At 63.1% G+C, this 25,635-nt stretch carries 30 protein-coding genes; 26 read left to right on the forward strand and 4 right to left on the reverse strand.

Annotated features, from left to right (window positions below; all coding sequences use genetic code 11):
* The first annotated feature begins 16 nt into the window (after positions 1–16).
* The 12 genes from fleN to HU736_RS00660 all read left to right on the forward strand — a co-directional run bounded on the left by fleN (position 17) and on the right by HU736_RS00660 (position 10,571).
* Positions 17–850: a flagellar synthesis regulator FleN gene (fleN, locus tag HU736_RS00605; RefSeq protein WP_101317883.1), complete on the forward strand. Its 834-nt coding sequence runs from the start codon at positions 17–19 to the stop codon at positions 848–850.
* A complete protein-coding gene (gene fliA, locus HU736_RS00610; protein WP_103436660.1) occupies positions 847–1,587 on the forward strand; it encodes an RNA polymerase sigma factor FliA in 741 nt (246 codons plus the stop codon). Before fleN ends, fliA begins: the two co-directional genes overlap by 4 nt.
* Before the next feature lie 104 nt (positions 1,588–1,691).
* Entirely contained in the window at positions 1,692–2,066 is a 375-nt protein-coding gene (locus tag HU736_RS00615; RefSeq protein WP_181003786.1) for a chemotaxis response regulator CheY, read from the forward strand.
* An 18-nt stretch (positions 2,067–2,084) separates the two neighbouring features.
* On the forward strand, positions 2,085–2,873 hold the full coding sequence (locus tag HU736_RS00620) for a protein phosphatase CheZ (protein ID WP_103436662.1): 789 nt from the start codon (positions 2,085–2,087) through the stop codon (positions 2,871–2,873).
* Positions 2,874–2,885: 12 nt separating this feature from the next.
* Entirely contained in the window at positions 2,886–5,093 is a 2,208-nt protein-coding gene (locus HU736_RS00625) for a chemotaxis protein CheA (RefSeq protein ID WP_186698652.1), read from the forward strand.
* Between the two features lie 46 nt (positions 5,094–5,139).
* Complete coding sequence (locus HU736_RS00630) at positions 5,140–6,264, forward strand: protein-glutamate methylesterase/protein-glutamine glutaminase (protein ID WP_186698654.1); 1,125 nt, start codon at positions 5,140–5,142, stop codon at positions 6,262–6,264.
* Entirely contained in the window at positions 6,264–7,004 is a 741-nt protein-coding gene (locus HU736_RS00635) for a flagellar motor protein (protein WP_101317895.1), read from the forward strand. The genes HU736_RS00630 and HU736_RS00635 overlap by 1 nt, the downstream gene beginning before the upstream one ends.
* 3 nt (positions 7,005–7,007) lie before the next feature.
* The gene (motD, locus tag HU736_RS00640) at positions 7,008–7,865 is read left to right on the forward strand and encodes a flagellar motor protein MotD (RefSeq protein WP_101317897.1); all 858 of its coding nucleotides are present in this window, start codon (positions 7,008–7,010) and stop codon (positions 7,863–7,865) included.
* A gap of 78 nt (positions 7,866–7,943) precedes the next feature.
* Positions 7,944–8,732: a ParA family protein gene (locus HU736_RS00645; protein ID WP_101317899.1), complete on the forward strand. Its 789-nt coding sequence runs from the start codon at positions 7,944–7,946 to the stop codon at positions 8,730–8,732.
* Complete coding sequence (locus tag HU736_RS00650; RefSeq protein WP_186698657.1) at positions 8,732–9,637, forward strand: CheW domain-containing protein; 906 nt, start codon at positions 8,732–8,734, stop codon at positions 9,635–9,637. The genes HU736_RS00645 and HU736_RS00650 overlap by 1 nt, the downstream gene beginning before the upstream one ends.
* Before the next feature lie 57 nt (positions 9,638–9,694).
* Positions 9,695–10,174 (forward strand): chemotaxis protein CheW, encoded by a 480-nt coding sequence (locus tag HU736_RS00655; protein ID WP_101317903.1) that lies wholly within the window; start codon positions 9,695–9,697, stop codon positions 10,172–10,174.
* Position 10,175: 1 nt separating this feature from the next.
* The gene (locus tag HU736_RS00660) at positions 10,176–10,571 is read left to right on the forward strand and encodes a DUF2802 domain-containing protein (RefSeq protein ID WP_103436666.1); all 396 of its coding nucleotides are present in this window, start codon (positions 10,176–10,178) and stop codon (positions 10,569–10,571) included.
* Between the two features lie 66 nt (positions 10,572–10,637).
* On the opposite strand, the gene HU736_RS00665 is transcribed toward HU736_RS00660, so the two are convergent.
* Together HU736_RS00665 and fliK are read right to left on the reverse strand one after the other, a co-directional pair.
* Entirely contained in the window at positions 10,638–10,976 is a 339-nt protein-coding gene (locus tag HU736_RS00665; RefSeq protein ID WP_186698659.1) for an EscU/YscU/HrcU family type III secretion system export apparatus switch protein, read from the reverse strand.
* On the reverse strand, positions 10,973–12,538 hold the full coding sequence (gene fliK, locus HU736_RS00670; RefSeq protein WP_186698661.1) for a flagellar hook-length control protein FliK: 1,566 nt from the start codon (positions 12,536–12,538) through the stop codon (positions 10,973–10,975). The genes HU736_RS00665 and fliK overlap by 4 nt, the downstream gene beginning before the upstream one ends.
* Before the next feature lie 145 nt (positions 12,539–12,683).
* On the opposite strand from fliK, the gene ccmA reads away from it, so the two are divergent.
* The 14 genes from ccmA (at position 12,684) to HU736_RS00740 (ending at position 23,118) form a co-directional block, all read left to right on the forward strand.
* Positions 12,684–13,316, forward strand: a complete 633-nt coding sequence (gene ccmA / locus HU736_RS00675) for a cytochrome c biogenesis heme-transporting ATPase CcmA (protein ID WP_101317915.1) — start codon at positions 12,684–12,686, stop codon at positions 13,314–13,316.
* Positions 13,313–13,981 (forward strand): heme exporter protein CcmB, encoded by a 669-nt coding sequence (gene ccmB / locus HU736_RS00680; RefSeq protein ID WP_101322971.1) that lies wholly within the window; start codon positions 13,313–13,315, stop codon positions 13,979–13,981. Before ccmA ends, ccmB begins: the two co-directional genes overlap by 4 nt.
* 56 nt (positions 13,982–14,037) lie before the next feature.
* A complete protein-coding gene (locus HU736_RS00685) occupies positions 14,038–14,805 on the forward strand; it encodes a heme ABC transporter permease (protein WP_101317917.1) in 768 nt (255 codons plus the stop codon).
* Entirely contained in the window at positions 14,802–14,978 is a 177-nt protein-coding gene (ccmD, locus tag HU736_RS00690) for a heme exporter protein CcmD (protein WP_101317919.1), read from the forward strand. The genes HU736_RS00685 and ccmD overlap by 4 nt, the downstream gene beginning before the upstream one ends.
* Entirely contained in the window at positions 14,975–15,430 is a 456-nt protein-coding gene (ccmE, locus tag HU736_RS00695; RefSeq protein ID WP_103436670.1) for a cytochrome c maturation protein CcmE, read from the forward strand. Before ccmD ends, ccmE begins: the two co-directional genes overlap by 4 nt.
* Positions 15,427–17,415 (forward strand): heme lyase CcmF/NrfE family subunit, encoded by a 1,989-nt coding sequence (locus HU736_RS00700; protein ID WP_186698663.1) that lies wholly within the window; start codon positions 15,427–15,429, stop codon positions 17,413–17,415. The genes ccmE and HU736_RS00700 overlap by 4 nt, the downstream gene beginning before the upstream one ends.
* Positions 17,412–17,948 carry a DsbE family thiol:disulfide interchange protein gene (locus HU736_RS00705; protein WP_103436672.1) on the forward strand — a complete coding sequence of 179 codons (537 nt, stop codon included), beginning with the start codon at positions 17,412–17,414 and terminating at the stop codon, positions 17,946–17,948. The genes HU736_RS00700 and HU736_RS00705 overlap by 4 nt, the downstream gene beginning before the upstream one ends.
* Positions 17,945–18,421: a cytochrome c-type biogenesis protein gene (locus HU736_RS00710; protein WP_103436673.1), complete on the forward strand. Its 477-nt coding sequence runs from the start codon at positions 17,945–17,947 to the stop codon at positions 18,419–18,421. Before HU736_RS00705 ends, HU736_RS00710 begins: the two co-directional genes overlap by 4 nt.
* Entirely contained in the window at positions 18,414–19,610 is a 1,197-nt protein-coding gene (ccmI, locus tag HU736_RS00715) for a c-type cytochrome biogenesis protein CcmI (protein WP_186698665.1), read from the forward strand. Before HU736_RS00710 ends, ccmI begins: the two co-directional genes overlap by 8 nt.
* Before the next feature lie 11 nt (positions 19,611–19,621).
* Positions 19,622–20,041 (forward strand): hypothetical protein, encoded by a 420-nt coding sequence (locus tag HU736_RS00720; protein ID WP_181088107.1) that lies wholly within the window; start codon positions 19,622–19,624, stop codon positions 20,039–20,041.
* A 117-nt stretch (positions 20,042–20,158) separates the two neighbouring features.
* Positions 20,159–21,097 carry a 2-hydroxyacid dehydrogenase gene (locus HU736_RS00725; protein WP_186698667.1) on the forward strand — a complete coding sequence of 313 codons (939 nt, stop codon included), beginning with the start codon at positions 20,159–20,161 and terminating at the stop codon, positions 21,095–21,097.
* Positions 21,098–21,137: 40 nt separating this feature from the next.
* On the forward strand, positions 21,138–21,926 hold the full coding sequence (locus HU736_RS00730) for a PhzF family phenazine biosynthesis protein (RefSeq protein ID WP_103436677.1): 789 nt from the start codon (positions 21,138–21,140) through the stop codon (positions 21,924–21,926).
* A gap of 29 nt (positions 21,927–21,955) precedes the next feature.
* Positions 21,956–22,294, forward strand: coding sequence for an FKBP-type peptidyl-prolyl cis-trans isomerase (locus HU736_RS00735; protein ID WP_101317938.1), 339 nt, complete (start codon positions 21,956–21,958; stop codon positions 22,292–22,294).
* 164 nt (positions 22,295–22,458) lie between these two features.
* Positions 22,459–23,118: a histidine phosphatase family protein gene (locus HU736_RS00740; protein WP_103436678.1), complete on the forward strand. Its 660-nt coding sequence runs from the start codon at positions 22,459–22,461 to the stop codon at positions 23,116–23,118.
* A gap of 15 nt (positions 23,119–23,133) precedes the next feature.
* Here HU736_RS00740 and HU736_RS00745 read toward each other — a convergent pair whose 3' ends face one another.
* Both HU736_RS00745 and HU736_RS00750 read right to left on the reverse strand, forming a co-directional pair.
* Positions 23,134–23,862: an aspartate/glutamate racemase family protein gene (locus HU736_RS00745; protein ID WP_101317942.1), complete on the reverse strand. Its 729-nt coding sequence runs from the start codon at positions 23,860–23,862 to the stop codon at positions 23,134–23,136.
* A 16-nt stretch (positions 23,863–23,878) separates the two neighbouring features.
* Positions 23,879–25,411: an NCS1 family nucleobase:cation symporter-1 gene (locus tag HU736_RS00750; RefSeq protein WP_186698669.1), complete on the reverse strand. Its 1,533-nt coding sequence runs from the start codon at positions 25,409–25,411 to the stop codon at positions 23,879–23,881.
* Positions 25,412–25,635 lie beyond the last annotated feature (224 nt).

Below are 25,635 nucleotides of genomic sequence, written 5' to 3' on the forward strand. Positions count from 1 at the left end.
AAGGTAAAGAACAAATATGGGTAGCATGCATCCCGTACAGGTTATCGCCGTGACCGGTGGCAAAGGTGGCGTCGGCAAGACCAACGTTTCAGTCAACCTGTCCCTGGCGTTGGCCGAACTCGGCCGCCGGGTCATGTTGCTGGACGCCGATCTGGGTCTGGCCAACGTCGACGTGCTGCTGGGGCTGACGCCCAAGCACACCCTGGCCGACGTCATCGAAGGCCGCTGCGAGTTGCGCGACGTGCTCTTGCAGGGGCCTGGCGGGGTACGCATCGTGCCGGCCGCCTCGGGCACCCAGAGCATGGTCCATCTGCAGCCGGCGCAACACGCCGGGCTGATCCAGGCCTTCAGCGAGATTGGCGACAACCTCGACGTGCTGGTCATCGACACCGCTGCCGGTATCGGCGATTCGGTAGTGAGCTTTGTCCGCGCCGCGCAGGAAGTGCTGCTGGTGGTGTGCGACGAGCCGACCTCGATCACCGACGCCTACGCGCTGATCAAACTGCTCAATCGCGACTATGGCATGAACCGTTTCCGCGTCCTTGCCAACATGGCCCAGAGCCCGCAGGAAGGGCGCAACCTGTTCGCCAAGTTGACCAAGGTCACAGACCGCTTCCTTGACGTCGCCCTACAATACGTCGGCGCCGTGCCGTACGACGAATGCGTGCGCAAGGCGGTGCAGAAGCAGCGTGCAGTCTACGAAGCCTTCCCTCGCTCCAAGTGTGCGCTGGCGTTCAAGGCCATCGCGCAGAAGGTCGATAGCTGGCCGCTGCCTGCCAACCCTCGTGGGCATCTGGAGTTCTTCGTCGAGCGCCTGGTGCAGCCCACCAGTGCGGGACCAGTGCTATGAGTGCAAGCGGTTTTCAGATGTACAGCAAGGCTTCCAAGGACGCCCAGTACGAGTTGGTCGAGCGTTACGCGCCGCTGGTCAAGCGCATCGCTTACCACCTGCTGGCGCGCTTGCCGGCCAACGTGCAGGTCGAGGATCTGATCCAGGCCGGCATGATCGGCCTGCTCGAAGTGTCCAACAAATACGATGCCAGCAAGGGTGCCAGCTTTGAAACCTACGCCGGTATCCGCATCCGTGGCGCCATGCTCGACGAGGTCCGCAAGGGTGACTGGGCGCCGCGTTCGGTGCACCGCAATACCCGTATGGTCAGCGACGCGATGCGCGCTGTTGAAGCAAGAACCGGTCGCGACGCTAAAGATCACGAGGTTGCTGCCGAACTCCAATTAGGTCTCGATGATTATTACGGGATTCTGAACGATACCCTGGGCAGCCGACTGTTCAGTTTCGACGACCTGTTGCAGGACGGCGAACATGAAGGTCTGCACGAGGATGGCGCCAGTGCGCAGGTCGAACCGTCGCGTGATCTGGAAGAAGAACGCTTCCAGTCGGCGTTGACCGATGCGATCGCCAACCTGCCGGAACGCGAGCGGTTGGTGCTGGCGCTGTACTACGACGAAGAACTCAACCTCAAAGAAATCGGTGAGGTGCTGGGGGTCAGCGAGTCGCGTGTCAGCCAGTTGCACAGCCAATGCGCGGCACGTCTGCGCAGCCGGCTGGGTGAATGGCGAGCGCGTTGAAACCGGGGTCGCTGCAGTCGTTTTGACGGTGTACCGAATTGATTGAATGCGCGCTCGGGGCCGAGCGCGTTTAAGACTGCTTGGAGGTCTAATTGAACAAAGACATGAAAATCCTCATCGTTGACGACTTTTCGACGATGCGGCGGATCATCAAGAACCTCTTGCGTGATCTGGGCTTCACCAATACCCAGGAAGCCGACGATGGCCTGACCGCCATGCCGATGCTCGAAAGCGGCCACTTTGACTTCCTCGTCACCGACTGGAACATGCCCGGCATGTCCGGCATCGACCTGCTGCGCAAAGTGCGTGCCGATGAACGTCTGAAGACGCTGCCGGTGCTGATGGTAACTGCCGAAGCCAAGCGTGATCAGATCATCGAAGCGGCCCAGGCCGGCGTCAATGGTTACGTGGTCAAGCCGTTCACCGCCCAGGTGCTCAAAGAGAAGATCGAAAAGATCTTCGAACGCGTGAATAGCTAAATCACGCCAGGGGGCGCCATGGACTCTAACAACAACTCTTTGGGTGAGTTTGAAAACACCCTGAAGAAGCACGCTCAGGAACTGGTCGAGAGCCTTGAGCGCGGCCGGTTCGGCGATGCGGTGCAGCTGATTCATCAGCTCAACCAGACACGCGACCGTGGCCTTTACCAGGAAGTCGGCAAACTGACCCGCGAGCTGCACAGTGCGATCGTCAGTTTCCAGATCGACCCGGCAATGCCGCAGGCCGAGGAAGTCTCGCAGATCACCGATGCCACCGAGCGTTTGTCCTACGTGGTCAAACTGACCGAGGGCGCCGCCAACCGCACCATGGACCTGGTCGAAGCGAGCACCCCGGTACTCAACGACCTCGCCGGTGAGGCCCAGGCGCTGAGCACTGACTGGCAGCGCTTCATGCGCCGTGAAGTAGCCGCGCCGGAGTTTCGCGATCTGGTCAAACGGGTCGACAGTTTCCTGACGCACAGTGCCGAGGGCAACCGCAAGGTGTCCGGGCACCTCAACGATATCTTGCTGGCTCAGGACTATCAGGACCTGACCGGCCAGGTGATCAAACGCGTCACCGCGTTGGTCACCGAAGTTGAAAGCAATCTGCTCAAGCTCGTGCTGATGGCCAGTCAGGTCGACCGCTTTGCTGGTATCGAACATGACCACGATCAGTTGCGCGCTGAAAAAGATCAAGAAAAACATCCGACTCGGGGTGAAGGTCCGCAGATTCATGCCGATAAGCGTGAAGACGTTGTGTCCGGTCAGGACGATGTCGACGATCTGCTGTCCAGCCTTGGTTTTTAGGGAGCACGTTTAATGAGCTTCGGCGCCGATGAAGAAATCCTTCAGGATTTCCTGGTAGAAGCCGGGGAAATTCTTGAGTTGTTGTCCGAGCAATTGGTCGAGCTGGAAAGCCGACCGGATGATGCCGACCTGCTCAATGCGATTTTCCGCGGTTTTCACACTGTAAAAGGGGGCGCCGGCTTCCTCCAGCTCAATGAGCTGGTGGAGTGCTGCCACATTGCCGAGAACGTCTTCGACATCCTGCGCAAAGGTGAGCGCAGGGTCGACGCCGAGCTGATGGACGTGGTTCTGGAAGCGCTGGATTCGGTCAACAGCATGTTCGGCCAGGTGCGCGAACGCACCGAGGTGACCCCGGCTTCCCGCGAGTTGCTGGCAGCGCTGTCGCGTCTGGCCGAGCCGGGTGCGGCGCCCGCGCCTGCTGCGGTGGTCGAGCCTGAGCCAGCGGTGGTCGAGGAAGACATCACCGACACCGAGTTCGAACAACTGCTCGACTCGCTCGATGCGGTCAAGGCCGAGGCCGAGGCTGCCGAACAGCCGCAGCACGGCGCGGCCAGCGCCGAGTCGGATGAAATCACCGACGCCGAATTCGAATCTCTGCTCGATCAACTGCACGGCAAGGGCCAGTTCTCGGTCGAGGCGGCCACGGTCGCTCCCGAGGCTGTCGCGCCAGCGCCGGCCGGTGACGAGATTACCGATGACGAATTCGAAGCATTGCTCGACCAGTTGCATGGCAAGGGTACCTTTGCTGCAGATGCGCTGCCGACTGCTGCGGTTGCCGCGGCAGCAGCCAGCCCCGCGCCGGCTGCCAGCGGCGACGAAATCAGCGAGCACGAGTTCGAAGCGCTGCTCGATGAGCTGCACGGCAAAGGTAAGTTCTCGACCGATGCCGCCGAAGCGGCTGCTGTGGCCGTTGCTCCGGTAGCAGCCAAGGCTGAGGTGAAAGCTGCGCCCAAGCCTGCTGCGCCAGCACCGGCAGCTGCCAAGCCTGCGCCTGCTGCCCCGGCGCGTGCGCCAGCGCCGGCCGCACCCGCAGAGAAGCACGCCAGCGAAGCCGAGACGACTGTACGCGTCGATACCGCGCGGCTGGACGAGATCATGAATATGGTTGGCGAGCTGGTGCTGGTGCGTAACCGGCTGGTGCGCCTGGGCCTGAACAGCGGCGACGAAGCCATGTCCAAGGCTGTGTCCAACCTCGATGTGGTCACCGCAGACCTGCAGACTGCGGTGATGAAGACCCGCATGCAGCCGATCAAGAAAGTCTTCGGGCGGTTCCCGCGGCTGGTTCGCGACCTTGCCCGCCAGCTCAAGAAGGAAATCAACCTGGAGCTGGTCGGCGAAGAAACCGACCTCGACAAGAACCTCGTCGAGGCCCTGGCCGACCCGTTGGTCCACTTGGTGCGCAACGCGGTCGACCACGGCATCGAAATGCCCGACGAGCGCGACGCCTCAGGCAAGGCTCGCACCGGCAAGGTGGTGCTGTCGGCCGAACAGGAAGGCGACCATATCCTGCTGTCGATCTCGGACGACGGCAAAGGCATGGACCCCAACGTGCTGCGTGCCAAGGCCGTGGAAAAAGGCCTGATGGACAAGGACGCCGCCGAGCGCCTGAGCGAATCGGACTGCTACAACCTGATCTTTGCCCCGGGCTTCTCTACCAAGACCGAGATTTCCGACGTGTCCGGCCGCGGCGTCGGCATGGACGTGGTGAAAACCAAGATTTCCCAGCTCAACGGCTCGATCAACATCTACTCGGCCAAGGGCCAGGGTTCGAAGATCGTCATCAAGGTGCCGCTGACCCTGGCGATCATGCCGACCCTGATGGTGATGCTGGCCAACCAGGCGTTTGCCTTCCCGCTGGTCAACGTCAACGAGATCTTCCACCTCGACCTGTCGCGCACCAATGTCGTCGACGGCCAGGAAGTGGTCATCGTCCGCGACAAGGCGCTGCCGCTGTTCTACCTCAAGCGCTGGCTGGTCCAGGGCCAGGTGCATGAAGAGCAGCACGAGGGCCATGTGGTGATCCTCTCGGTCGGCACCCAGCGCATCGGCTTTGTGGTCGACCAGCTGGTCGGCCAGGAAGAGGTGGTGATCAAGCCGTTGGGCAAGATGCTGCAGGGCACACCGGGCATGTCTGGCGCGACGATCACTGGCGATGGCCGGATTGCGTTGATCCTCGACGTCCCGAGCATGCTCAAGCGTTACGCCGCCAAGCGTTATTGATTTTCGGTGGCGCAGCCTCGCGGTTGCGGCATCTAATGGAGTGTTTATGGCAGTCAAGGTCCTGGTGGTGGATGATTCCGGTTTCTTCCGCCGGCGCGTTTCGGAAATTCTCTCGTCCGACCCGACGATCCAGGTTGTGGGTACCGCGACCAATGGCAAGGAAGCAATCGACCAGGCGCTGTCGCTCAAGCCCGATGTCATCACCATGGACTATGAAATGCCCATGATGGACGGCATCACCGCGGTGCGGCACATCATGCAGCGCTGCCCGACGCCGGTGTTGATGTTCTCGTCGCTGACCCATGAAGGCGCCCGGGTAACCCTCGACGCGCTGGATGCCGGGGCGGTCGACTACCTGCCGAAAAACTTCGAAGACATTTCGCGTAACCCAGAAAAGGTTAAACAGATGCTCTGCGAGAAGGTACATACCATCTCGCGCAGCAACCGCCGCCTGAGCAGCTATGCCGCACCGGCGCCCGCGCCAGCTGCGAGCAGCCCTGCACCGGCCAGCAGCCTTGGCCACACACCCGCACCGCGCACTCCGACGCCTGCTCCCGTGCGTAGCCCGGCAGCGACTGCTGCGGCGCATTCGCCGGCGCCCAAGCGCAAGCCCTACAAGCTGGTTGCGATCGGCACCTCGACCGGTGGCCCGGTTGCGCTGCAGCGTGTCCTGACGCAACTGCCCGCCAACTTCCCGGCACCGATCGTGTTGATCCAGCACATGCCCGCGGCGTTCACCAAGGCCTTTGCCGAACGCCTCGACAAGCTCTGCCGGATCAACGTCAAGGAAGCCGAAGACGGCGACATGCTGCGCCCAGGTCTGGCGCTGCTAGCGCCTGGCGGCAAGCAGATGATGGTCGATGGACGCGGCATGGTGAAAATCCTGCCGGGCGATGAGCGCCTCAACTACAAGCCATGTGTGGATATCACCTTCGGCTCGGCGGCCAAGTCCTACGGTGACAAGGTCCTGTCGGTAGTACTTACCGGCATGGGCGCGGATGGCCGTGAAGGTGCGCGCCTGCTCAAGCAGAGCGGTAGCACGGTGTGGGCGCAGGACGAAGCCAGCTGCGTGATCTATGGCATGCCCATGGCCATCGTCAAGGCCAACCTGGCCGACGCGGTGTACAGCCTTGACGATATCGGCAAGCACCTGGTCGAGGCCTGCGTCTGATGGACGTACTCAGCCTGATCGGCCTGATCCTCGCTTTCGTCGCCATTGTCGGCGGCAACTTCCTCGAGGGCGGGCATGTCGGTGCGCTGCTCAACGCGCCAGCTGCGTTGATCGTGCTCGGCGGCACCCTCGGCGCGGCCATGCTGCAGGCACCGCTGCCGTCGTTCAAGCGTGCGCTGCAGATCGCTCGCTGGATCATCTTCCCGCCGCGGGTCGACCTGGCCGGTGGTATCGATCGGGTAGTCAATTGGAGCCTGACCGCACGCAAGGAGGGCCTGCTCGGCCTGGAAGGCGTGGCTGACGGCGAGCCTGATCCGTATGCGCGCAAGGGCTTGCAACTGCTGGTCGACGGCGCCGAGCCGGAGGCTATCCGGAGCATCCTCGAGGTGGATTTCCTGACCCAGGAAAGCCGCGATATCCAGGCGGCAAAAGTGTTCGAAAGCATGGGCGGCTATGCGCCGACCATCGGCATCATCGGTGCGGTGATGGGCCTAATCCATGTCATGGGCAACCTGGCCGACCCGTCCCAACTGGGCAACGGCATCGCCGTGGCGTTTGTCGCTACCATCTATGGCGTGGCCAGTGCCAACCTGATCCTGCTGCCGGTCGCCAACAAGCTCAAAGCCATCGTCATGCGTCAGTCACGCTACCGCGAGATGCTGCTCGAAGGCCTGCTGTCTATCGCCGAAGGCGAAAACCCACGCTCGATCGAGCTGAAGCTGCAAGGCTTCATGGAGTAAGCCATGCGTCGCCGTCGCCATACCGAAGAACCCGAGAATCACGAGCGCTGGCTGGTGTCGTACGCCGACTTCATTACACTCCTGTTTGCCTTTTTCGTGGTCATGTATTCGATCTCTTCGATCAACGAGGGCAAGTACAAGGTCGTCTCGCAGGCCTTGCTCGGCGTGTTCAATGACCCTGAGCGGGCCATGCGGGCCATCCCGATCGGCGAAGAACAGCCGCTCAGCATCAAGCCAGCCGAGCCGTTGATCAAAGACAGCGAGCAGACCGACGCGGGCCTCGGCCAGACCAGCGCCGACCCGCTGCAGACCATCAGCGATGATGTGCGCAGCGCTTTCGGCGATTTGATCAGCTCCAACCAGATGACCGTGCGCGGCAACGAACTGTGGGTCGAGGTTGAGCTCAATTCGGCGCTGTTGTTTGGCAGTGGCGATGCCATGCCCAGCGACGCTGCATTCGCGATCATCGAGAAGGTGGCGAATATCCTCAAGCCGTTCGCCAACCCGGTGCACGTCGAGGGCTTTACCGACAACCTGCCGATCCGCACTGCGCAGTACCCGACCAACTGGGAACTGTCGGCCTCGCGTGCGGCCAGTATCGTCCGCCTGTTGGCCATGAACGGCGTCAATCCCGGGCGCATGGCCTCGGTCGGCTATGGCGAGTATCAACCGGTCGCCAGCAACGATACGGCCGAGGGCCGTGCGCGCAATCGACGGGTCGTGCTGGTGATTTCGCGCAACCTGGAAGTACGCCGCAGCCTGACCGCAACCGGCAGCGCCAATGCGACCCCGGATGCGGCGATGCGCCGGGCTGGCACACAAAGTGCACCGCCAAGCGCAGTAGCGGCGGGAGGGGGCTAGCCCCGTCAAATCCCCGTCACAGAATTTCACACCGTTCCCGGGAGGGCAGGCGGCCATACCGGGAGGAAGCAGCGCACCATGAGAGTCTGGGCAGTAGCCAATCAAAAAGGTGGCGTCGGCAAGACCACCACAACCATAGCCCTGGCCGGCTTGCTGGCCGATGCGGGCAAGCGCGTGGTCGTTGTCGATCTCGACCCGCACGGCTCTATGACCAGCTATTTCGGGCATAACCCGGATGCGCTGGAGCACAGCTGCTACGACCTGTTCCTGCACAAGGGCACGGTGCCCGAGGGCTTGCCGGGGCAGCTGCTGCTGCCGACCAGCCACGAACGTATCTCGTTGCTGCCGTCGAGCACAGCGCTGGCGGTGCTCGAGCGGCAGTCGCCGGGCCAGAGTGGCCTGGGCCTGGTGATCGCCAAGAGTCTGGCGCAGCTGTGGCAGGATTTCGACTTTGCCCTGATCGACAGCCCGCCGTTGCTCGGCGTGCTGATGGTTAACGCGTTGGCGGCCAGCCAGCAGTTGGTGATCCCGGTGCAGACCGAGTTCCTCGCCGTCAAAGGCCTTGAGCGCATGGTCGGCACCTTGGCGATGATCAACCGCTCGCGCAAGCAGGCGCTGCCGTATCAGATCGTGCCGACCCTGTTCGACCGTCGCACCCAGGCATCACTGGGCACCCTCAAGGTGCTGCGTGATACCTATGCCGACAGCGTCTGGCAGGGCTATATCCCGGTCGACACGCGTCTGCGCGATGCCAGCCGGGCCGGGGTCACGCCATCGCAGTTCGATGGCAAGAGCCGCGGCGTTGTGGCCTATCGGGCCTTGCTCAAACATATGCTCACCTACAAACCCGCATTGCAGGTGGCCTGATGAAACACGCGCAACAGCTTGCCAGCAAACCGCAACTGGCCTTGCAGAGTTACCTCGATGGCCTGTTGCAGGAGGCTACCGAGCCCCTCGACCTTGACCTGCCAGCAGTAGTGGTCGAGGAGGCGCCAAGCAGCGACTTCGAAGCCGCCGTGCGCGAAGAGCAGGCACGTGATGCCCAGCGCAAGGCTGCTGTTGTCGACGTAGCTGGCGCCAGGCCGTTTGCCGAGCCGCAGGCCAAGCTGCTGCCGACCGTGCTGGCACCCGCTGTGGCAGCGCCAGAACCGCTGCTCAGCGTTGTCGAGACTACGGTGGTGGCTGAGGCGAGCATTCCGTTGCTGACCGAGGTCGAAGCGCCTGAGCCGGTCGCGCCGTTGGTCGAAGTGCACTTGCCGGCAGCCAATGTGCCGACGCCGCCTGCGACCAGCGATGGTCGTCCGGCCTGGGCTGCGGAGCCGTTCGAATGCCTGTTGTTCGATGTAGCCGGGCTGACCCTCGCGGTGCCGCTGGTGTGCCTGGGTTCGATTTACACCCTGGCCGGGCAGGAGCTGACCCCATTGTTCGGTCAGCCGGACTGGTTCCTGGGCATCCTTACCTGCCAGGCAGGCAACCTCAAGGTGCTCGATACGGCGCGTTGGGTGATGCCCGATCGCTATCGCGACGACTTCCGTGAGGGCTTGCAGTACGTGATTTCAGTGCAGGGCTACGAATGGGGGCTGGCGGTGCATCAGGTCAGCCGCTCGTTGCGCCTGGATCCCAACGAGATCAAGTGGCGTAGTCAGCGCGGGCAGCGGCCCTGGCTGGCCGGCACGGTCATCGAACACATGTGTGCGTTGCTCGACGTCGCTGAACTGGCCGAGTTGATCGCCAGCGGCGCCGTCAAGCAGATGCACGCCAAACACCAATAATTCGCGGCCACGGCCGCACCGAGCACACCGCCGCTGGCGGCATTTGAGGGTAGGGGAATGAAAAAGTCGTCCGCACAGGGTTCTGAAGATCCGATTCTGCAGTGGGTTACCTTCCGTCTGGACAACGAGTCCTACGGCATCAACGTCATGCAGGTGCAGGAAGTTCTGCGTTACACCGAGATCGCGCCAGTGCCGGGTGCGCCGAGCTATGTGCTGGGCATCATCAACCTGCGCGGCAACGTCGTCACCGTGATCGACACCCGCCAGCGCTTTGGCCTGGTGCCGACCGAGGTCACCGACAATACTCGTGTGGTGATCATCGAAGCCGACAAGCAAGTGGTCGGCATTCTGGTCGACAGCGTTGCCGAAGTGGTTTACCTGCGGCAGTCGGAAATCGAAACCGCGCCGAACGTGGGTAACGAAGAGTCGGCCAAGTTCATCCAGGGCGTGTGCAACAAGAATGGCGAGCTGTTGATCCTGGTCGAGCTGGACAAGATGATGACCGAAGAAGAATGGTCCGAGCTGGAGAACATCTGAGTTGATTTTCGAAGCTGCTGTCGTTTTCCTGGCGCTGCTTTGGGCGCTGAGCCTGTGGTTTTTCCTCAAATACCGCAAGCACCAGCAAGAGCTGGCAACGCAGCAGGCCCAGGGCGATGCCGTGCGTGATCAACGCATCAAGGAGCTGGCCAAGCGGGTGGACGACTATCAGAACGGCACCGTGCGCATGGGCGAGGCAATCCATGAGTTGCGTGCAGTGGTTGCGCCGCTGCCGGACAAGCTGCAGCAACTGGAGCAGCGTGATCCCAACGATGTGACCTTTTCCCAGGCGGCCAAGCTGGTTGGCATGGGCGCCAGTGTCAGCGAGCTGACCCAGACCTGTGGCCTGACCCAAGCCGAGGCGGAGCTGATGCGCAAATTGCATCGCGGTAACTGAAGTTGCGTGGCGGGGGCCAGCAATCTGGGCCCTGCCACGCAGCACGTGCCAGGCAACTGTTGTCAATCAAGACTGCGGGGGCGCCAGCAGGACGCTGGCGGGCGTGATGTCGCGCGGCGTCGCATCAGCCTCGGCAAACCCGACCGGGACCTTGCCGCGCAACTGCCAGGCAAACGCAATGATTTCGGCAATGGTCAGGTACAGCGCCTCGGGAATCTGATCACCCAGCTCCAGGCGGGCCAGCAGGCGCACTAGCTCGGCATTCTCGTAGATGGGCACTTCGTGCTCGCGGGCAATGGTCAGGATCGCCTCAGCTAGCTCATCTTCACCTTTTGCGCTCAGTGTCGGTGCCTGTTGACCGTCATAGCTGAGGGCAATGGCCTGACGTGATTGCTTGTCACTCATGCGGTCTCATCCACCCAGCGTTGTTCGACACGTGTTTTCGGACCTTGTGGCGGCGTGCCGGCATGGCATTGCAGGTCACCGACTTCGAGGCCACGGTCAAGCAGGCGTGTGCGCAAGCTGCCCAGTTGGCTGTCGATCAATTGCGCGGTCTGCGCAAGCTCCGCCCACAATTGCCCGGACAAGCGGCCCTGACTGAGCTGCGCCTGCACCTGCAACGGGCCGAGCGGCGGCAGGTCGAAGGCCAGTTCGATGCGCCACAACGACTCGAGCGGATCGCGTTGCTCGCGCTGGCCGTCAGCCTGCTGCTGCGGGGTTTCTTCGCGCTGCAGCTTGGCTTGCAAAGGGATGAACTCCTGGCCGTGGCGGATCGGGATTTCGGCCTGCCAGGTGGTCTGCAGGTTACCGTTTTCGCTCACACCGGTCTGTTGCAGGCTGCTCAGGGCGTGGCTCTGCAAGCGCGACACGGCAGCCGCAGCCAGACGCAGCAGTTGCTCCAGATCGCCTTCCTGCTCCAGGCTCTGCAGCAACCGTGACGGTAGTGGGAAACTGCCTGGTTGCGGTCGGGGGCTGACCCGGTCAAGCATGCCCAGTGCACTGCGGGCGAAGCCGGGCATCACCTGCGCCAAGGCATTGGCTGCAACGGTGGGGTTGCTCATGGGGCTGGTGGCGTTCGGCAGCGCCTGCGCAACCAGCCTGATCAACTGCGCTTTGAGGTCTGGGGCGATACCCGCAGGCAAACCGGCCAACAGCTTCGCCTCAAGAAAACCACCACTGTTGCTCAATGCCTGCGCCACGCCTTTGGGATCGCTGAGCTGGCGCGCATCCGGCAGGCTGGCCAGCAGGCGCTCGGCGCTGGCGCGCAGTTGGCTGCCCGTGTCGGGATCGCTGGCGAGCTGCTGCAATGCGCTGAGCACACCGGGCAGCGAAGCTTGCCGAGCCTGCTGGTTGGCCAGTTGCTGGCTGATCAGCAACTGATCCTGACGCCCGCTCAACGGCACGAAGCGCAGTGACTGGTCGCCCTGCACCAAAGCGCTGAGCAGGCTGCCCACCGGCAACGGGCGCGGGCTGTCGATACTCAGGGTGGCGCCGGCCTGGCTGCTGTTGAGCAGGCTGACCAACGCGCGAAAACTGGCAGTTTCACCGGGGTTGACAGGCAATGCCTGGTTGCTCAGGACCTTGCCCTGCAGCAGAGTACCGATCGGCACCTGGCTGGTGTCGAGGCGGGTGAGGGTGGTGACATTGTTGGCGTTGGCCTGCTGCACCATGACTGCCAGGCGATTGCTGTCGGCCTGGCTCAGCAGCAGCTGGCTGCCCGGCGCCAATGGTTGGCTGGCGGTGGTCTGGACCTGGGTCTGAGTACCGTTGGCGGCAGTCAGGCGCAGCAGCAACTGAAAGTCGACGCCAAGCTGGCGCAGCGACATGACCTCGGCCTTGGCAGTCTCGCCGGGCGCGATCAGCCCGGGCTGCGGTTGCAGCAGGCGCAGCAGTTCGCCGGTCATGGCAGCCTTGGCTACCTGCGGGGCGATTGCGCTTTGTGCGCCGAGACTATTGATTTCAGTCATGATTGTATACAACCTGTCAAAGCAGCCCTCTTGGCAGCGCGGCGGCGCGTGTAATAATGCCTGCCACGTCGCCCACCACTGTCAGTATAACGGCAGGCCAGGGGGCGACTTGAGACTCAGGCTCCACACAGAATAAGGCGGTACCGTGACCCTTGACCTTCGAGCCACCGGCCTGGCGTGCGAGCGCGACTGGCGCCTGCTGTTTGAACACCTGGATTTTCAGCTGGGCCCAGGCGACATGCTGCAGATCAGCGGCCCCAACGGCAGCGGCAAGACCAGCCTGCTGCGGCTGTTGGCCGGGCTGATGCAGCCCACCGCCGGGCAGATCCAGCTCAATGGCCAGCCATTGGCCGAGCAGCCGCAGGCACTGGCCAGCATCCTGCTGTGGATCGGTCATGCGGCGGGTATCAAGGATTTGCTCACGGCCGAAGAGAACCTCGCCTGGCTCTGCGCGCTGCATCAGCCGGCCAGTGTCGAGGCGATCTGGCAGGCCCTGGCCGCAGTCGGCCTGCGAGGTTTTGAAGATGTGCCCTGCCACACCCTGTCTGCCGGCCAGCAGCGGCGGGTGGCGCTGGCCCGGCTGTACCTGGCCGGGCCGCCACTGTGGATTCTCGATGAGCCGTTCACCGCCCTCGACAAACAGGGCGTGGCTCAGCTGGAAGCGCACCTGGCGGCGCACTGCGAGGCGGGCGGCACAGTGGTGCTGACCACGCACCACAGCCTCACGCTCAAGCCTGCCGGCTACCGTGAACTGAATGTGGGGCAGTGGGCCGCATGAGTGTATTCGTCCTGTTGTTGCGCCGCGAAGCGCGCCTGCTGTTCCGCCGCCCGGCCGAGCTGGCCAACCCTTTGGTGTTTTTCGCCATTGTGGTGGCGTTGTTCCCCCTTGCCGTCGGCCCCGAGACGCAATTGTTGCAAACCTTGTCGCCTGGCCTGGTCTGGGTAGCCGCGCTGCTTGCGGTACTGCTGTCGCTGGACGGCTTGTTTCGCAGCGATTTTGAGGACGGCTCGCTCGAGCAATGGGTGCTGTCGCCGCATCCGCTGGCGCTGCTGGTGCTGGCCAAGGTGCTGGCGCATTGGATCTTTTCCGGGCTGGCGCTGGTATTGTTGGCGCCGCTGCTGGCGCTGATGCTGGGCCTGCCGGCGAGCTGCCTGCCGGTGCTGCTGGCCTCGCTGCTGCTGGGCACGCCGGTGCTGAGCCTGCTCGGTGCAGTGGGCGCCGCGCTGACCGTGGGCCTCAAGCGCGGTGGTTTGTTACTGGCGCTACTGATTTTGCCGTTGTATATCCCAGTATTGATCCTGGGCAGTGGCGCCTTGCAAGCGGCGTTGCAAAATATGCCCGCCACTGGCCACCTGTTGTGGCTGGCCAGCCTGACTGCCCTGGCTGTGACCCTGGCACCCTTTGCGATAGCGGCCGGCCTGAAGATCAGCGTCGGCGAATAACGAGATCTGGGCCTACGGCAGAATGCTCAAGGCCCAGCCAAGACCGGATGTACCTGATGAAAATAAGCTGGACGTGGTTCCACAAGCTCGGCTCGCCCAAATGGTTCTACGCCATCAGCGGGCGCATGCTGCCCTGGCTGACAGTGGCCGCCGTGCTGTTGCTGACAGTCGGCATGGTCTGGGGCCTGGCCTTTGCGCCGCAGGACTATCAGCAGGGCAACAGCTTCCGCATCATCTATATCCATGTGCCGGCGGCCATGCTCGCGCAGTCCTGCTATGTGCTGCTGGCGGTGGCCGGTGTGGTCGGGCTGGTGTGGAAAATGAAGATCGCCGATGTCGCTCTGCAGTGCGCGGCTCCCATTGGCGCCTGGATGACCGCCGTAGCGCTGGTCACCGGGGCCATCTGGGGCAAGCCGACCTGGGGTAGCTGGTGGGTCTGGGATGCGCGCCTAACGTCGATGCTGATCCTGCTTTTTCTGTACTTCGGCATCATTGCGCTGGGCCAGGCGATCAGTAATCGTGACAGCTCGGCCAAAGCCTGTGCGGTGCTGGCGATCGTGGGCGTGATCAACATCCCGATCATCAAGTACTCGGTGGAGTGGTGGAACACCCTGCACCAGGGCGCGACTTTCACCCTCACCGAAAAGCCGGCGATGCCCGCAGAGATGTGGCTGCCGCTGCTGCTCACCGGGCTTGGCTTCTACTGCTTCTTCGGCGCTGTGCTGCTGTTGCGCATGCGTCTTGAAGTGCTCAAGCGCGAAGCCCGCGCCAGCTGGGTTCGTGAAGAAGTGCTGAACAGCCTGGGGCGGAGGGCAGCATCGTGAGTTTTGCCTCGTTCAGCGAGTTTCTCGCCATGGGCCACCACGGCTTGTACGTATGGTCGGCCTACGGCATCTGCCTGGCAGTGCTGGCGCTCAATGTCGCCGCACCGCTGTTGGCCCGCCGTCGTTATCTGCAAGAAGAGGCGCGTCGTCTGCGCCGGGAGAACAATCAGTGAATCCGCAGCGCAAGAAACGCCTGTTGCTCATCGGTGCCTTGCTGGTCGGGGTCGGCGTCGCCGTAGGCTTTGCCCTGAGTGCCCTGCAGCAGAACATCAACCTGTTCTACACCCCGACCCAGATCGCCACCGGCGAAGCGCCGCTGGACACGCGCATTCGCGCCGGTGGCATGGTCGAGAAGGGATCTGTGCAGCGCTCGGCTGACTCGCTCGACGTACGGTTCGTGGTCACCGATTTCAACAAGTCGGTGCCGATCACCTATCGCGGCATCCTGCCGGACCTGTTCCGCGAAGGGCAGGGCATCGTTGCCTTGGGCAAGCTCAATGCCGATGGCGTGGTCGTGGCGGATGAAGTGCTGGCCAAGCACGATGAAAAGTACATGCCGCCTGAGGTGACCAAAGCACTCAAGGAAAGCGGCCAGGCGGCCAGCGGCGCGGAGCAGAAGCCATGAATGCTGCCCTGGTAGTGCCCGAACTGGGTCAGTTGGCGATGATCCTGGCGATCTGTTTCGCCGTGGTTCAGGCAAGCGTGCCGCTGCTCGGCGCCTGGCGCGGCGACAGTCTGTGGATGAGTCTGGCGCGACCTGCGGCCTGGGGACAGTTCGCTTTTCTGGTGTTTGCGTTCGGCTGCCTCACCCATGCGTTCATGACCGACAATTTCTCGGTAGCGTACGTTGCCAGCAACTCCAATACCGCGTTGCCGTGGTACTACAAATTCAGCGCAGTGTGGGGCGCGCATGAAGGCTCGTTGCTGCTGTGGGCATTGATTCTGGGCGGCTGGACCTTCGCCGTGTCGGTGTTCTCGCGCCAGTTGCCACAAGTCATGCTCGCCCGCGTACTGGCGGTGATGGGCATGATCAGCGTGGGCTTCTTGTCCTTCCTGATCGTCACCTCCAACCCGTTCCAGCGCCTGTTGCCGCAGGTGCCGGGCAACGGCCGTGACCTCAACCCGCTGCTGCAGGACTTTGGCCTGATCGTCCATCCGCCGATGCTGTACATGGGCTACGTCGGCTTCTCGGTGGCTTTCGCCTTCGCTATCGCTGCCTTGCTCGGTGGCCGCCTGGATGCCGCCTGGGCGCGCTGGTCGCGGCCATGGACCATCGTCGCCTGGGCCTTCCTCGGGGTTGGTATCACCCTGGGCTCGTGGTGGGCGTACTACGAACTTGGCTGGGGTGGCTGGTGGTTCTGGGACCCGGTCGAAAACGCCTCGTTCATGCCCTGGCTGGTGGGCACCGCCCTGATCCACTCGCTGGCCGTCACGGAAAAACGCGGCGTATTCAAGAGCTGGACGGTATTGCTGGCGATCGCCGCATTCTCGTTGAGCCTGCTCGGCACCTTCCTGGTGCGCTCCGGCGTGCTGACCTCGGTGCATGCCTTTGCCGCCGACCCGGAGCGCGGTGTATTCATCCTGATCTTCCTGCTGTTCGTGGTGGGGGGCTCGCTGACCCTGTTCGCCCTGCGCGCGCCGGTGGTGAAAAGCCAGGTCGGCTTTGCCCTGTGGTCGCGGGAGACCTTGCTGCTGGCCAACAACCTGGTGCTGGTGGTGGCTGCATCGATGATTCTGCTGGGTACGCTGTACCCGCTGGTGCTCGATTCCCTGACCGGGGCCAAACTGTCGGTCGGCCCGCCGTATTTCGATGCGCTGTTCCTGCCGTTGATGGCATTGCTGATGGTGGTGCTCGGGATCGGCGTGCTGGTGCGCTGGAAGGACACGCCGGGCAAATGGCTGGCTGGCATGCTCACACCGGTATTGATTGGCAGCGCAATTCTGGCGCCGATTGCCGGGCTGATTGCCGATGACTTCGACTGGCCGGCGCTGGCGACCTTTGCCCTGGCGGCGTGGGTAGTGCTCGCCGGCCTGCGCGACATCTTCGACAAGACCCGCCACAAAGGCCTGGGCAAGGGCGTGCGCGGCCTGTCCCGCAGCTATTGGGGCATGCAGGTCGCGCATCTGGGCCTGGCTGTGTGCGCCCTGGGCGTGGTGCTGTCGAGCAACAACAGCGCCGAGCGCGACCTGCGCATGGCACCGGGCGAGACGGTCGAGCTTGGCGGCTATCACTTCCTGTTCGAAGGCGCCAAGCACTTCGAAGGGCCAAACTTCATCTCCGACCGTGGCACCGTGCGGGTTTCCAAGGACGGTCGCGAGGTCAGCGTGCTGCACCCCGAGAAGCGTCTGTACACCGTGCAGCAGTCGATGATGACCGAGGCCGGGATCGATGCCGGTTTCACCCGTGACCTCTACGTGGCCCTCGGCGAGCCGCTGGAAAACGGCGCCTGGGCCGTGCGCGTGCACATCAAACCGTATGTTCGCTGGATCTGGCTGGGCGGTCTGCTGACCGGCCTGGGCGGGCTACTGGCAGCCTTCGACCGGCGTTACCGGGTCAAGGTCAAGAGCCGCGTGCGTGAAGCCCTCGGCGCGACTGGAGCAACTGCATGAAGCGTTGGATGATGGTCCTGCCGTTGGCGGTGTTTCTGCTGATGGCAGTGTTTCTCTACAAGGGCTTGTTCCTTAAGCCCGATGAGCTGCCGTCGGCGATGATAGGCAAGCCATTCCCGGCCTTCTCGCTGGCCTCCACCCAAGGCGACCGCAGCCTGACCCAGGCCGATCTGCTCGGCCGGCCGGCGCTGGTCAACGTGTGGGCCACCTGGTGCCCGTCGTGCAAGGTTGAGCATCCTTACCTGAACAAGCTGGCCGAGCAGGGCGTGGTCATCCATGGCGTCAACTACAAGGACGATAACGCTGCGGCGTTGAAGTGGCTCGCCGAGTTCCACAATCCGTATCAGCTGGATATCCGCGACGAGCAGGGCACTCTGGGTCTGGACCTTGGTGTGTATGGTGCGCCGGAGACCTTTCTGATCGATGCCAAGGGCATCATCCGCTACAAGCACGTCGGTATTGTCGATGCCACGGTCTGGCGCGAGCAGCTGGCGCCGCTGTACCAGGGCCTGGTCGATGAGGCCAAGCCATGAAGCGCTGGTTGGCAGCAGCCGTGCTCGGCCTGAGCCTGGTGAGCGTGGCAAAGGCCGCGATCGACACCTATCAGTTTCGTGACGACGCCGAGCGCGAGCGCTATCAGCAACTGACCAAGGAGCTGCGCTGCCCCAAGTGCCAGAACCAGGACATCGCTGACTCCAATGCGCCGATTGCCGCCGACCTGCGTCGGGAGATCTTCCGCATGCTCGGCGAAGGCCAGAGCAATCAGCAGATCGTTGCCTTCATGGTTGATCGCTATGGCGACTTCGTCCGTTACAAACCGGCCTTGAGCGGGCGCACCTGGCTGCTCTGGTTCGGCCCGGCAATTCTGCTGGCGGGGGGCTTTGTCATGCTGGCGGTGATTGTCCGCCGGCGCCGGCAGCCGCTGGCAAGCGGCAGCGCGCAGCTGTCGGTGGAAGAACGCGAACGTCTCGCCAAACTGTTGGATAAAGAAGCTACCCATGACTGAATTCTGGCTTGGCGCGGGCCTGTTGTTGCTCGCCGCCCTCGGCTTTCTGCTGATCCCGATCCTGCGTGGCCGTGGCCGCCAGCAGGAACAAGACCGTACCGCCCTGAATGTGGCGCTGTATCAGGAACGTGTCGCCGAATTGAGCGCGCAGCAGGCTGCCGGCGTACTCGATGCCGAGCAACTGGCCAGCGGCCGTGATGAAGCCGCGCGGGAACTGCTGGCCGATACCGAAGGCGCCGGCGAACCGCGCCAAGCTCATCTGGGGCGGGCGGTACCGCTGTTGGCAGCGTTGCTGGTGCCGGTGATGGCGGTGGGGCTGTATCTGCATTTTGGTGCTGCGGACAAGGTCGAGCTGACCCGTGAGTTTGCTCAGGCGCCAAAGACCATGGACGAGATGACCAGCCGCCTCGAGCGCGCCGTGCAGGCCCAGCCGGATTCAGCTGAAGGTTTGTACTTCCTCGGTCGCGCATACATGGCCGACCAGCGCCCGGCTGACGCAGCGAAGATCTTCGAGCGTGCCGTTGCCCTCGCTGGTCGCCAGCCAGAGCTGCTCGGGCAGTGGGCCCAGGCGCTGTACTTTGCTGCCGACAAACAATGGAGCGCACAGCTGCAGGAGCTTACCGACGAAGCGCTCAAGGCTGACCCCAAGGAAGTCACCAGCCTCGGCCTGCGCGGCATCGCCGCGTTCGAAGGCGAACGCTATCAGGAGGCCATCGACTACTGGCAGCGCCTGCTGGCGCAATTGCCTGAGGGTGATGCCTCGCGCGCCGCGTTGCAGGGCGGTATCGATCGCGCCGCCGACAAGCTCAGCGGCGCGCCAGGCAAAGCGGCCGCACCAGCTGTATCGCCCGCGCGCTTGCAGGTACGGGTCGAGCTGGCCACAGCGCTGCAGGGCAAGGTTCAGCCGAGCGACACGGTGTTCATCTTCGCCCGCGCCAAAAGCGGCCCGCCGATGCCGTTGGCGGCCAAGCGGGTGACGGTGGGCCAGCTGCCGATCGAAGTTGAACTGTCAGACGCTGATGCCATGGTGGAGCAGATGAAACTGTCCGATTTTGCCGAAGTCCAACTGGTTGCACGGGTGTCCCGCGCAGGCCAGCCGACTCAAGGCGAATGGATCGGCCAGAGCGCGCCGATGAGCAATCGCACGCCGGGCACTCTGCACCTGACAATCGACAGCCCTGACCAATAAGAGAGCCCACCATGAAGCATGCCGTCCGCTTGACCCTGATCACCCTGGCCCTGGGTCTGTCTGCGTGTACGGTGCGCGAGCCGGTCCAGCAGCCGCTGCCACCGGTCGAAGGCGTGCCGCCGCGCCAAGGGCCGGCGGTCACGCCATTGCCGGGTAGCAAGCCGGGTACGCAACCGAGCAAGCCAACCGCAGCGCCGAAGGCCATGCCGCGCACTTCGGCCAGCTTCGCCCCACCGCCAGGTGGTGCCAGCCATTGGGACCCGAAAATGGGCGTGTATGTGCTGGAGAAAAAACCCAACACCTTCTACCGTCAGCGCACCTATTACCGCTATGACGGCGGCTGGAGCTGGTCGCTGAGCCCAGAAGGTCCATGGCAGGAAACCGACAGCAGCGGTGTGCCGGGTGGCCTGGGTCGCGCCTTCGCGCAATAAGCATCTGCAGCACCTCTCTACCAGGGCCGGTACAGTACAGTTGAAGGGCAATTCTTCGATTGACTGTACTTGCCCCTGACCCCGCATAATCCCTCCTCGCATAGAGCCGGAGGGTGCATGAGCAAAACAGTCCTGGTACTGGTTGAAACCGTCGACGATTACCTGCCGCTGCTGGAGCAGGCGGGCTATCGACTGATTCGTGCGCCGAATGCGCAGCTGCGCGCTGCGGCCATCGCTCAGCATGCCGATGAAATCGACGCGGTGCTCACCCGCGGCCCACTTGGTCTGACTGCCAGCGAGATTCAGGCGCTGCCGAACTTGCAGATCATCTGTGTGATCGGTGCCGGCTATGAACAGGTCGATCTGACCGCCGCTGCAGCTCGTGCCATTACCGTCACCAACGGCGCCGGCGCCAACGCTGCAGCAGTCGCCGATCACTGCCTGGCCCTGCTGCTGGCCTTGTTGCGCAACATCCCCAACGCTGACGCAAGCACTCGCCGCGGTGAATGGAACCGGGTGATCAGCCCGTCGGTGTCGGGCAAGCGCCTGGGCATCATCGGCCTCGGTGCTGTTGGCCAGGCGATTGCCAAGCGCGCGTCGCTGGGCTTCGACATGCCCGTCAGCTACCACAGCCGTACACCGCGTAAAGAACTTGCCTACACCTGGTACGACAGCCCGCTGCGTCTGGCCGATGCGGTCGACGTCCTGGTGATTGCTACACCCGGCGGCGCTGCGACCCAGCATCTGGTCGACGCCGATGTGCTCAAAGCACTCGGTGCAGAGGGCTACCTGATCAATATCGCCCGCGCTAGTGTGGTCGACAGCGCCGCCTTGCTCGAGGCGCTGGAGCAGGGCTGTATCGCTGGCGCGGCACTCGATGTATTCGACGACGAACCCAACGTACCCGACGCCCTCAAGGCACTCGGCAACACCGTGCTGACCCCGCATGTGGCCGGGCAGTCGCCCGAGGCCGCACGCGATACGGTGACCCTGGTGCTGCGCAATTTGCAGGCGTTTTTTGCTGGCGAATCGGTGCTGACCCCCGTTCGCGGCTGAATTTTCTACCAAGCCAGTCATGGACAGTGGAGCTTATTGCATGCAACTCGAGATCTTTCAGGTAGACGCTTTTTCCAGCAAACCTTTCGGCGGTAACGCGGCAGCCGTGATCCCGCTGGAGCAGTGGCTGGACGATGCCACACTGCAGCGCATCGCCGAAGAGAACAACCTTTCCGAGACTGCCTACTTCGTCAAGCAAGGCGCCGGCTACCAGCTGCGGTGGTTTACCCCGGCGGTGGAAGTCGACCTGTGCGGGCACGCCACCCTGGCCTCGGCCTGGGTGTTGTTCGAGCAACTTGGCGAGCAGACTGAGGTGCTGCGCTTCAGTACCCGCAGCGGCGAGCTGCGGGTCAGCCGTGGCACTGACGGCATGCTGGAAATGGACTTTCCGGCCAAGCAGCCGCAGCCGGTAACGACCCCGCCAGGCTTGCTGGAGGCGCTCGGTCTGGACAGCGCGCGTGAGGTGTACCGCAGCGATGACTACCTGGTGGCGATTGACGACGTGTCGTTGATCGAGACCCTGCGCCCGGACTTCGCCGCGTTGGCAGCCTTCGATGTGCGCGGTATTGCGGTGACTGCGCCGGGCCGCGGTTTTGACTTCGTTACCCGCTGGTTCGGCCCTCGGGTGGGCGTCAACGAAGATCCGGTGACCGGGTCGGCGCACACTTCGCTGGCACCGTACTGGGCGCAGCGTCTGGACCAAAGCAGCCTGCGCTGCGAGCAGGGCGGTGCGCGCAAAGGCCAGTTGCACTGTGAGGTGCTGGGCAACGGCCGGGTTATCATCAGCGGCCACGGCGCGCTGTACCTCAAGGGCAGCGTGTTCATCTGAGTGCAGCGGCAGCTATCCCAAGGAGCTTCATGAACAACGAATTACAGATCACCGACCTGCTCGAAGGCGACGGCAAGGCTGTGGTCAAGGGCGCATTGATCACCACCCAGTACACCGGCTGGCTGGCCGATGGCAGCGAGTTTGATTCGTCCTGGTCGCGCGGTAAGCCGTTCCAGTGCGTGATCGGCAGCGGCCGTGTGATCAAGGGTTGGGATCAGGGTTTGATGGGCATGCGTGTCGGCGGCAAGCGCAAGCTGCAGGTGCCGGCGCACCTGGCCTACGGCGAGCGCAGCGTCGGCGCGATTCCGGTCAATTCCGACCTGACTTTCGAGATCGAATTGCTCGAAGTGCTGACCCGCGACGACTGAAACTGTAACAACTTCACCCGGCAAGTTTGCCCCGGCGAATGAATTTCGTTCACATTTCTAGGTCAAGATGATCCCGTATGCACGGCTGGCTCGCCAGCCTGTGTAGATGATCACGAAATGCAGGCACGGACGCCTTCCTTCTTTTGCCGGATGAGTCCATCGCCATGAAGTTGCTGCAGTCCTTGCGACGCCGCCGTCTCTACCTCGCCACTGCGTTTGCGGCAGTCCTGGTGCCCCTGACCTATGCCGTGGTGCACAACCATGAAGAGCCAGTCGATGGCACCCAGACTCTGGTATTTCTGCGCCACGCAGAGAAGCCTGGCGAAGGTCTTGGCCAGCTGAATTGCCAGGGTCTGAATCGGGCCATCGAGTTGGCCAGTGTGCTGCCGGAGCGTTTCGGCGATGCCGATTATGTCTTCGCTGCCAACCCCTCGCGGCACGTCGAAGAGGGTAGCCAGGACCAGCGCTACAGCTACATTCGCCCGCTGATGACCATCAGCCCCAGTGCCATTCGTCTGGGTCTGCCGGTCAATATCGACTTCGGCGCCAATGACTACGACGAGTTGGCCGACGAGTTGCTGACCGACAAGTACCGCAACGCCACCGTATACACCGCCTGGTCGCACGGCTACCTGCCTGATCTGATCAATGCCGTGGCCGGCAAGGCCCTCGGTGACGAGCGAGTCATCACCGAGGACTGGAACAACGAGGATTTCGACAGTCTGTATGTGATTACCCTGACCTGGCACGACGGCAAGGCGAGCATGCTCAGCCGTAACGTGCGTCAGGGTCTGGATGGTGGCAACAAGGCCTGCCCGACCTGAGCCGGGCAGGGATGATCAGCGGCCCAGGCGCATTGGCCAGCCGACGACCTTTTTCACCCGCGGCGTAGCGTAGGTGCGTACCTTGGAGGTACTCAGGCCAAGCCGCACCAGCGACTCGGCAATGGTTACCGCGGCGCTGACACCATCCACCACCGGCACCCCGGTGCGCTGGCGAATCTGCTCGTCGAGGCCGGCCATGCCGCCGCAACCGAGGCAGATCACCTCGGCTTTGTCTTCGCGCACAGCGCGCTCGGCCTGTTCGACGATGGCGTCCACCGCCCGTTGCGGGTTCTCTTCAAGCTCCAGCACCGCCAGGCCGCTGGCGCGCACCGAGGCGCAGCGGTCATACAGCCCGGAGAGTTTCAGGCGATCTTCGATCAGCGGTACGGTGCGGTCCAGGGTGGTTACCACCGAGTAGGCGTGGCCGAGGTACATGGCGGTGCTGGCGGCGGCGTCGGTAATGTCTACTACCGGCACATCGAGCAACTCCTGCAGCCCCTCGCGGCCATGCTCGCCGTAGCCTGCCTGGATCACCGCATCATAGGGCTGGTCGTAAGCCAGCACGCGGTCCATCACGGCGATGGCCGCCAGATAACTTTCGAAATTGCCCTCCACCGACTCGGCGCCAAAGTACGGCGTCAGGCCGACGATCTCGGTGCCTGGCGCGGCGACGCTGCGGGCCTGCTCGGCAATAGCCTCGGTGATGGCTGCGGTAGTGTTGACGTTGACGATAAGAATGCGCATGCAGATTCTTCCTTGATCAATGGCTGCTGTGGTCGACGGCGATGCACTCGCCGCTGACGTCGTGGTATTGGCGATTGCGCGGAGCAATCAGCAGGTACAGCGCAGCCGCGATACCGGCACCGATCAGCCAGGAGAACGGCGCCACGCCGTGGAAGTTGGGTACCAGCGCAAGGATGATGGCCAGCAGCGCCGCCGGTGCGAAGGCCGCCATCGCCCGCCAGTTGATACCGCGGGTGTAGTGATAGGCGCCAGCCGGGTTCTCGCTGTACAGCTCAGGCACGTTGATCTGGCCTTTGCGCAGCAACCAGTAGTCGGCCATGATCACCCCGTACAGCGGGCCGAGCAGCGCGCCCAGGCCGGACAGGAAGTAGACGATCACCAGTGGGCTGTTGTAGAGGTTCCACGGCAGGATCAGTACCGCCAGCGTGGCGCTGATCAGGCCGGCGCGGCGGAAGTTCAGGTGGCGCGGGGCGAGGTTGCTCAGGACAAATGCCGGGGCGACGAAGTTGGCCATGATATTCACCGCGACGGTGACGATCAGGAACGCCAGGCAACCGAGTACCAGGAACAGCGTATTAGGGATGGTCGCAACGATCTGGGTGGGGCTGTCGATGATGTGGCCGTTGATCTTGAACTGCGCACCGCTGAGCACCACGGTGATCACCGCGAACACCAGAATGTTCACCGGCAGGCCCCAGAAGTTGCCGACGCGGATGGTCTTGCGGCACGGCGAGGAGCGGGCGAAGTCGCAGAAGTTCAAAACCAGGGTGCCGTAGATCGCCAGCCACAAGGCGCCACCGGCAAAGATATTGCGCCACATTTCGTATCCGGTCAGCGGCTCGGCCACCGACCAGGCGATGCGCGTGTCGGCCTGGAAGTACATCCAACCGGCCAGGCTCGCGACTGTCAGCAGAATCACTGGGCCGGCGAAGCCTTCATAGCGGCGCACCATTTCCATGCCGTAGGCAAGGATCACCAGCTGCACCAGCCAGATCGCGACGAAGCACACCCAGCCCAGGCTCGACAGGCCAAGGATGCTGTCTTGATCGTATGCGGCCACCTGCGGCCAGATGGCGGTGAGCAATACCCGCAGTACCACCGAGGCGAGATAGGTCTGGATACCGAACCAGGCGATGGCGATCACTGCGCGAATCAACGCCGGCATCTGCGCGCCATGGATACCGAAGGCGATGCGGCTGATGACCGGGAAGGGCACGCCGGTCTTGTGCCCCATATAGCCAGACAGGTTCATGAAGAAGTACACCAGCACTGCGCCGATCGCCAGCGACAGGAGAATCTGCCAGCCACCCAGGCCGAGCGCGAACAGGCCCATGGCAAACGAGTAGTTGGCGATGTTGTGCACATCGTTGGTCCACAGCGCGAAGATGCTGTAACCGCCCCAGCGTCTCCCCTCGAGACGGGTCGGCGCAAGGTCGCGGTTGTGCAGGCGCGGGCTGAGTTCGAGGGCCGGCGATGCGCCGGTCAAGGTTGATGGCTGGGCTGTGCTGGCGACGGATAGTTCAGGGGCAAGGTCGAGGCTGCTACTCATTCCGGCGGCTCCTGATGCGCAGGTTGCAGTGAAGGGCGAGGGTGCACGGTCTCGTCTTGTCACGGCTGAACCTGGGCATCACTGGGTTCTGGAGGCTGCGGCCTGCTTGGGGCAGGCGCTGCGCGTTGTTGTGTATTTAGGTTTTGTTTAAGTTGTATACAAAACACAAGCACAGCAAAGCCAGTTCCATGCCATCGGGTGTGCAAGTTCACATTTGGCTGTTC

Origin of the sequence: Pseudomonas shirazensis (genome assembly GCF_014268785.2) — a bacterium.
Taxonomy (GTDB): Bacteria; Pseudomonadota; Gammaproteobacteria; order Pseudomonadales; family Pseudomonadaceae; genus Aquipseudomonas; species Aquipseudomonas shirazensis.

Coding starts and splice junctions, on each gene's coding strand:
- fleN (WP_101317883.1), top strand. CDS start 17: ATGGGTAGCATGCATCCCGTACAGGTTATCGCCGTGACCGGTGGCAAA.
- fliA (WP_103436660.1), top strand. CDS start 847: ATGAGTGCAAGCGGTTTTCAGATGTACAGCAAGGCTTCCAAGGACGCC.
- HU736_RS00615 (WP_181003786.1), top strand. CDS start 1,692: ATGAAAATCCTCATCGTTGACGACTTTTCGACGATGCGGCGGATCATC.
- HU736_RS00620 (WP_103436662.1), top strand. CDS start 2,085: ATGGACTCTAACAACAACTCTTTGGGTGAGTTTGAAAACACCCTGAAG.
- HU736_RS00625 (WP_186698652.1), top strand. CDS start 2,886: ATGAGCTTCGGCGCCGATGAAGAAATCCTTCAGGATTTCCTGGTAGAA.
- HU736_RS00630 (WP_186698654.1), top strand. CDS start 5,140: ATGGCAGTCAAGGTCCTGGTGGTGGATGATTCCGGTTTCTTCCGCCGG.
- HU736_RS00635 (WP_101317895.1), top strand. CDS start 6,264: ATGGACGTACTCAGCCTGATCGGCCTGATCCTCGCTTTCGTCGCCATT.
- motD (WP_101317897.1), top strand. CDS start 7,008: ATGCGTCGCCGTCGCCATACCGAAGAACCCGAGAATCACGAGCGCTGG.
- HU736_RS00645 (WP_101317899.1), top strand. CDS start 7,944: ATGAGAGTCTGGGCAGTAGCCAATCAAAAAGGTGGCGTCGGCAAGACC.
- HU736_RS00650 (WP_186698657.1), top strand. CDS start 8,732: ATGAAACACGCGCAACAGCTTGCCAGCAAACCGCAACTGGCCTTGCAG.
- HU736_RS00655 (WP_101317903.1), top strand. CDS start 9,695: ATGAAAAAGTCGTCCGCACAGGGTTCTGAAGATCCGATTCTGCAGTGG.
- HU736_RS00665 (WP_186698659.1), bottom strand. CDS start 10,976: ATGAGTGACAAGCAATCACGTCAGGCCATTGCCCTCAGCTATGACGGT.
- fliK (WP_186698661.1), bottom strand. CDS start 12,538: ATGACTGAAATCAATAGTCTCGGCGCACAAAGCGCAATCGCCCCGCAG.
- ccmB (WP_101322971.1), top strand. CDS start 13,313: ATGAGTGTATTCGTCCTGTTGTTGCGCCGCGAAGCGCGCCTGCTGTTC.
- HU736_RS00685 (WP_101317917.1), top strand. CDS start 14,038: ATGAAAATAAGCTGGACGTGGTTCCACAAGCTCGGCTCGCCCAAATGG.
- HU736_RS00700 (WP_186698663.1), top strand. CDS start 15,427: ATGAATGCTGCCCTGGTAGTGCCCGAACTGGGTCAGTTGGCGATGATC.
- HU736_RS00705 (WP_103436672.1), top strand. CDS start 17,412: ATGAAGCGTTGGATGATGGTCCTGCCGTTGGCGGTGTTTCTGCTGATG.
- HU736_RS00710 (WP_103436673.1), top strand. CDS start 17,945: ATGAAGCGCTGGTTGGCAGCAGCCGTGCTCGGCCTGAGCCTGGTGAGC.
- ccmI (WP_186698665.1), top strand. CDS start 18,414: ATGACTGAATTCTGGCTTGGCGCGGGCCTGTTGTTGCTCGCCGCCCTC.
- HU736_RS00720 (WP_181088107.1), top strand. CDS start 19,622: ATGAAGCATGCCGTCCGCTTGACCCTGATCACCCTGGCCCTGGGTCTG.
- HU736_RS00725 (WP_186698667.1), top strand. CDS start 20,159: ATGAGCAAAACAGTCCTGGTACTGGTTGAAACCGTCGACGATTACCTG.
- HU736_RS00730 (WP_103436677.1), top strand. CDS start 21,138: ATGCAACTCGAGATCTTTCAGGTAGACGCTTTTTCCAGCAAACCTTTC.
- HU736_RS00735 (WP_101317938.1), top strand. CDS start 21,956: ATGAACAACGAATTACAGATCACCGACCTGCTCGAAGGCGACGGCAAG.
- HU736_RS00740 (WP_103436678.1), top strand. CDS start 22,459: ATGAAGTTGCTGCAGTCCTTGCGACGCCGCCGTCTCTACCTCGCCACT.
- HU736_RS00745 (WP_101317942.1), bottom strand. CDS start 23,862: ATGCGCATTCTTATCGTCAACGTCAACACTACCGCAGCCATCACCGAG.
- HU736_RS00750 (WP_186698669.1), bottom strand. CDS start 25,411: ATGAGTAGCAGCCTCGACCTTGCCCCTGAACTATCCGTCGCCAGCACA.